We start from the raw sequence: 4,308 nt of genomic DNA, 5'->3' as shown, positions 1-4,308 counted from the left end.
ATTATAACAAAAATAACAACTATTAGCCAGATATTTTTAAGTAATATTAGCATACTTACCAAACTATTATTTTTTAAAGAATAAAAGAGCAACAAGATACTCTTGTTGCTCTTTTACAGCTAGTTTTTTTACACACTATTTCTATTACTTCATAAACATAGCTTTTTACTTCTTTATAACATCACCAATAGTTCCATCTTCATTATATTTATACAGGGTTGATACATCTTTTTGCCCTGTTGTAATTACAACAAAAGTTCTACTTGCCTCAGGATAATCAGTATTATGATCAATCCATGTACCACTGTTTATATAATACTTACTATTTTTAATATCTTGAAATACCGGAACATGAGTATGTCCAAAAACTACCACATCAATATGTTCTTGTGGATTTTCAAGATATTGAACTTTCGCTTGTTTAAAATAATAATCCCAATTTAAAGCGCCCTTAACCGCTTCAATAAAATCATTAGGGACCTTAACATTATTTATTTTTTGCCGTTGTTCCCACGTCCGTTGAATATTTTTAAACAATACAGGGGCTGAAATAGTTCCATCTTCTTGCTGACTTGGATAAAAGTCTAAATAGGTATAAGAATCGTCAAATCCGGCAATTTTTATATCAAAGATCTTTTGATCTAAACTTTCATACGGTGTCATTCTATTAGAAATGTCTTTTAAGGTCAAATAATAAAGATAAGCTCCATATTGGTCCACATCATTTTCATTCGGAATCTTTGTCACTATTGGTAATTTTTTTTCGACCTTAGGACGTCCCTCCAATACCCATGTTGCAGCATATCTTGCATAAAAATAACCTGCCGGCAAAATAGTCTTATCGTTGCCACAAAGTTCCTTGTTAGTAACTGCGTCAGGTGCTGAGAAAACATCATAACGATGACCATGTTCTATCGCAATTTCTTTTCTATCTCCGGTATAATAAACACCTAAACCTTCTGAGTCTTTTATTTGTATGATATTAGGAATAGCTTCACGTAGTACACTCTCTTGCAATAACATATCGTGATTACCAATAACATAAACCAACTTTATACCACTTTTTGTGAGGTTGTTCAATTCATCAATTACACTTTGATTATTTGCAATAACATCTTTGTAAAATTTTCTTTCATCACTATAACTTTTATAATTTACCGGAAGAAACCACTCGTCTAAAAAATCTCCATTGATTACTAGCTCCCTAACGTCAGCAGTTTTTTGTAGTTTTTGCAAAAAATCAACTAAGAATTTACGGTTTTTTAGCGTTTCAGTATATTTGTCATCAATCCCAAGATGAAGGTCACTGATAACAACTATTTTATTTCTATCACCATTCCCCTGCCACAAGGGTTGCTCACTAGCACTAGCATTTGTTACACAAACATCTACATTTAAAACCATCAACGAAGATAACATACTAAGAATTAATGCTAAAAAAACTATTTTTGTTCTCATATTCATCCCTCCATGTTTATTTCACGACCGTTTGTGCTAATGTCATTTATACAACACACCTTTAGAGCATTGAAGTAATATCAAACCCTCCTTTTATCTAAAAAAGAAATTATAAGAAATAACTTTTTAAAACAATCAGAACATAGTTTTGCATCTCCTACAATAACAGTTGGTGGCAATACACTTTATATCGCGATAACAGAGAAAATAAAACCATAGTTAGCATCATATCGGAAAGAATACTGAACATTCCCTTTTATAGTTTTATTATTTGCTTGATAAATATTTTTATCTTTTGCAAAACCTAATTCTTCTAAAACTTTTAATTTCTCATCATTTGATAATTCAGGACTAAACATATCAATCAATACTCCCATTGCCCCTACTAATTTGGGATTATCATTTTTATTAGGTACACATACAATATTGATGTTTTTTATAAAGTCATTTTTATCAACATAAGCAAACAGTTCTAAATTTTCAGTAAAAGCATACCGAAAAGAATTAACGTTTTCCATCTGTTCAATACTGATAGCTTTAATTTCTAAATTCATTGCTTTAGCATGATTACTGCCATTAAACTTATCTTTAAAATCATTTGTCTTTATTTTTAACGTATGGGCTGATTTTGTTTCTTCTACTTTTTTGACTTTACTAACAACCTCGCTGGTAACCTGATTACTTTGTGGAGAAAAACTAATGCCAAACACCCCTACGATAAAAACCACTGCTACTACTGCCATAATTACCGAAATAATTTTTTTGCGTTTAGCAGGATCAGCAGGCTTATCATTTTCTTCAATATATCTGCCACAACTACTACAAAATTTTTCTGCTTTTTTCATTTCTCCGCCACAATATTTACAATTCAACTAATACACTTCCTATTCTTTTTAATTATAAAAATAAGGCAATAAGACTAAGAATCGCCAATATAGTCATGCCATTAATTATCTTTTTCTTATCTTTGTCAGTTTTATTATATATTTGTTTTAAAGTTGCACGTTTATTATACTTTTTACCTTCCATATACCAACCAGCTAGCGATATAATAAAAAAAACCAATACCAATGCAATTATTATTTTCATATTATCCCCCACCTTTAATACTTCTTAAATTATTTTATTATAATTCCTTAACTAATAGCAACCTTAAAATAATAAAAATAAAAAAAGACCTCCAACCTGCCAAAATGCAAGTCAAAAGTCTTCCAATAACAACTGGTGATCCACCCGCGACTCGAACGCGGGACACCCTGATTAAAAGTCAGGTGCTCTACCGACTGAGCTAGTGGATCAATTATGGCAGGGGCGGCTGGACTCGAACCAACGCATGCGGGAGTCAAAGTCCCGTGCCTTACCGACTTGGCTACGCCCCTATGGGGTGACTGATGGGGCTCGAACCCACGCATACCGGAGCCACAATCCGGCGTGTTAACCACTTCACCACAGCCACCATATTAATAACAACGAAATAAATTATATCAATACTTATTTTCATTGTCAATAAGCAATTTTAGATTAGATAAAAAAAGAACTGCCAACACAGTTCTTTAATTTTAAATGGTGACCCCGGCAGGATTCGAACCTGCGACCCTTTGATTCGTAGTCAAATACTCTATCCAGCTGAGCTACGGAGTCTTAATTGCTTATATATTATATAATTTTTCATCACTCTAGTCAAGAGCTTAAATATTATTATTATTAATTTTAACAACTTTATTCATAACAGTACTAAAAAAAGTTAACGGCACATATGTTTTACCATCTTGAAGAAGAACCGTACCAGTTAAGGGTACTTCATCATTATTGTTATAGCAAGTATTAGTATCAATTTTAATTTTAAAGGTTTCACTACCTGTTAAAATAACACAGTTATTATCGGCATCCCACTTTACATTATAGCCTAAGCTTTCAGCGATAACGCGCACCGGCACCAATAACTCCTTCCCTTGTGGCTCAACCTGTAGTTCTTTATTATTTATCGCAATTACTCCAGCTTGCTTAGTATAAATAATATCTGGTTTTTCATTAACAATTATTAGTTTGTTAGGATTAGTCTGACCCGGCATACTCAAGGCTACAACATCATACCATACAAGTAGCTCACTATTATCTGTTATTTTATTTAAATCCTTATAAACACTTTTATGTATTGTGAAAACAAGATCTTTATTAGCAGATAAAAATTTTACATAGTCTTCAGTTCTTTCCATTACAGTCCCTTTTATATACTCAGGAATTTTTGCGGTATTTTTTAAAACAACGGCAAAAGAATTGGTAAGCGGAGGTAAACTTTTACTCATTGTTGCACCATGGTAAGCAACAACATCTTCATTTTTATTAAACTCATAGCCCTCCAGTAAAAAATTTTGTTTAGAATCATAGATATAAGTGTCAGGCGTTAAATTTAATCTAATTTCAGGATAAACACCTTTGCCTTCAACAGTTATTTCTTTTTCGTTCACTTCATTAATACTTCCGTCAATCGATAATATTTCATTGTGGTAAGCATTAGTAACAGGCATAAAGCTCACAAAAAAAGTAGCCAACAATATCAGAAAAATTTTCTTTGTTTTATTCATATAATCAAACCTCATTACAGTTTTTATTATTATTTAATAATAATTTCTTTTTTATTTTAATACAACGGCGACTTTGTTTCAAATTCAACTATATCTTTTTATTACAAGTACTACTCATAACTAAGCTTTATATAAAATCATTATTTTTCTATTGTCACCATAGCAGTGATGATCATAGATAAAACTATTGTCCACCAAAACAACTGATTGATGCTATAAACTTAATATAATTTTGTTAGTTATTTTTATGTGGTTTGTTAGTTAT

At 31.5% G+C, this 4,308-nt stretch carries 4 protein-coding genes and 4 tRNA genes; all 8 read right to left on the bottom strand.

Annotated elements, in window-relative coordinates; genetic code table 11:
- Positions 1 to 165: 165 nt before the first annotated feature.
- The 8 genes from KBI38_08045 to KBI38_08010 all read right to left on the bottom strand — a co-directional run bounded on the left by KBI38_08045 (position 166) and on the right by KBI38_08010 (position 4,043).
- Complete coding sequence (locus tag KBI38_08045; GenBank protein ID MBP8629996.1) at positions 166 to 1,458, bottom strand: metallophosphoesterase; 1,293 nt, start codon at positions 1,456 to 1,458, stop codon at positions 166 to 168.
- A gap of 185 nt (positions 1,459 to 1,643) precedes the next feature.
- Positions 1,644 to 2,330: a hypothetical protein gene (locus KBI38_08040; protein MBP8629995.1), complete on the bottom strand. Its 687-nt coding sequence runs from the start codon at positions 2,328 to 2,330 to the stop codon at positions 1,644 to 1,646.
- Positions 2,331 to 2,355: 25 nt separating this feature from the next.
- Complete coding sequence (locus KBI38_08035; GenBank protein MBP8629994.1) at positions 2,356 to 2,547, bottom strand: hypothetical protein; 192 nt, start codon at positions 2,545 to 2,547, stop codon at positions 2,356 to 2,358.
- Positions 2,548 to 2,680: 133 nt separating this feature from the next.
- Positions 2,681 to 2,756, bottom strand: a tRNA-Lys gene (locus KBI38_08030).
- 5 nt (positions 2,757 to 2,761) lie between these two features.
- Positions 2,762 to 2,837 (bottom strand) — tRNA-Gln (locus KBI38_08025).
- A 1-nt stretch (position 2,838) separates the two neighbouring features.
- Positions 2,839 to 2,914, bottom strand: a tRNA-His gene (locus KBI38_08020).
- Positions 2,915 to 3,022: 108 nt separating this feature from the next.
- Positions 3,023 to 3,099: transfer RNA gene (locus KBI38_08015), tRNA-Arg, on the bottom strand.
- A gap of 47 nt (positions 3,100 to 3,146) precedes the next feature.
- A complete protein-coding gene (locus KBI38_08010) occupies positions 3,147 to 4,043 on the bottom strand; it encodes a copper amine oxidase N-terminal domain-containing protein (GenBank protein MBP8629993.1) in 897 nt (298 codons plus the stop codon).
- Between the last annotated feature and the right edge of the window lie 265 nt (positions 4,044 to 4,308).

It is taken from the genome of Negativicutes bacterium (assembly GCA_018052945.1).
GTDB lineage: Bacteria > Bacillota > Negativicutes > JAGPMH01 > JAGPMH01 > JAGPMH01.
Note: the sequence above shows the minus strand (reverse complement) of the source record. Positions and strands in the feature narration are given on the sequence as shown.

What these genes read in the sequence shown, in the direction of transcription:
- KBI38_08045 (MBP8629996.1), bottom strand. Translation starts at nt 1,458, where the DNA reads ATGAGAACAAAAATAGTTTTTTTAGCATTAATTCTTAGTATGTTATCT.
- KBI38_08035 (MBP8629994.1), bottom strand. Translation starts at nt 2,547, where the DNA reads ATGAAAATAATAATTGCATTGGTATTGGTTTTTTTTATTATATCGCTA.
- KBI38_08010 (MBP8629993.1), bottom strand. Translation starts at nt 4,043, where the DNA reads ATGAATAAAACAAAGAAAATTTTTCTGATATTGTTGGCTACTTTTTTT.